This window comes from Burkholderia sp. AU33803, assembly GCF_002223095.1.
In the GTDB taxonomy this organism is placed as follows: Bacteria; Pseudomonadota; Gammaproteobacteria; order Burkholderiales; family Burkholderiaceae; genus Burkholderia.
On the sequence record NZ_NKFJ01000014.1, the window covers coordinates 1 to 1,343 of the forward strand.

General features: G+C 60.7%; 1 protein-coding gene. It reads right to left on the reverse strand.

What is annotated here, in order from left to right; translation table 11 throughout:
• Positions 1 to 39: 39 nt before the first annotated feature.
• Positions 40 to 1,290: an IS256 family transposase gene (locus CFB41_RS36990; RefSeq protein ID WP_089455483.1), complete on the reverse strand. Its 1,251-nt coding sequence runs from the start codon at positions 1,288 to 1,290 to the stop codon at positions 40 to 42.
• Positions 1,291 to 1,343 lie beyond the last annotated feature (53 nt).

Consider the following 1,343-nt stretch of genomic DNA (forward strand, 5'->3'; position numbering starts at 1 on the left):
GGGAGTGTCAGAATTTCCGTGTTCAAGGCGGGTTGAGATTCATACGGATGGTCGAACGAATCGATCCTCGTAGAGGATAGCGAACTGGTTCATCGCCGTCTTCCAATCATGAGCCGCACGCCCCCAATCGGCAGTGATGTTGCGCAGTGCCAGCCAGATGAGCTTGGTGGCAGCCTCGTCGGTCGGGAAGTGTCCTCGGGTCTTGATGATCTTGCGCAGCTGCGAGTTGATGTTCTCGATGGCGTTCGTAGTGTAGATAACCTTGCGAACCGCCGGCGGAAACGCGAAGAATGGAATCACACGATCCCAGGCGTTGCGCCACGCCGCGCTGACCGTCGGGAATCTCTGGCCCCATGGCCCGTTGGCAAAGGCATCGAGTTCTGCCTGAGCCGCTTCGGCGCTCGGCGCGGTGTAGATCGGGCGAATCACGGCGGCTAATCCTCGACGGTCTTTCCAACTGGCGTAATCGAGACTGTTGCGGATCAGGTGAACGATGCAGGTTTGCAGCGTGGTCGCCGGAAATACGGCGGCCAGCGCCTCGGGCATGCCTTTGAGGCCATCGGTCACGGCGATCAGGATGTCGTGGACGCCACGCGTTTTGAGGTCGTTGAACACCTTCATCCAGAACTTGGCGCCTTCGGTGCCTTCGATCCACAAACCCAGAATATCGCGCGTGCCGTCGGGCAGAACGCCCAGTGCAAGGTAGATCGCCTTGTTGCGGACCACGGCGTCTTCGCGAATCTTGACCCGCAGCGCATCGAAGAACACCACCGGATACATCGGTTCGAGCGGCCGTGCTTGCCAGGCGGTCACTTCGGCCATGACCTCGTCGGTGACCGAGCTGATGAAATCGGGCGAAACCTCGGTGCCGTATTGCTCCTGCAATAATCCCTGGATCTCGCGCACGGTCATGCCCCGGGCGTACATGGCGACGATCTTGTCGTCGAAGCCCGTGAAGCGTCTATCATGTTTGGGAATCAGCAGCGGTTCAAAGCTGCCGTCGCGGTCGCGAGGCACCTCGATACGGATCGGGCCGTCCTCGGTCAGGACTGTCTTGGCGCCCGTGCCATTGCGCTGGTTGGTCACGGCGCTCGGCTTGGCAGCGCCTGGCGGGTAGCCGAGATGGTGACTCATCTCGCCGCCCAGCGCCCGCTCGATCAGCGCCTTCTTGAGGGCCAGCGTCGCGGCATTGATCGCGTCTGCGGTCATCGGGCCGTTGCCGAATTGCTCAAGTAACTCGGCGGGAATGGCCGGCAGGTCTACCGGCTTGGCTTTCGGTTTGCGAGGCATACATCCTCCTTCGGAGCATCATATGCCTTGAACACGAAATTACTGACAGGCCC

Coding starts and splice junctions, on each gene's coding strand:
- CFB41_RS36990 (WP_089455483.1), bottom strand. CDS start 1,290: ATGCCTCGCAAACCGAAAGCCAAGCCGGTAGACCTGCCGGCCATTCCC.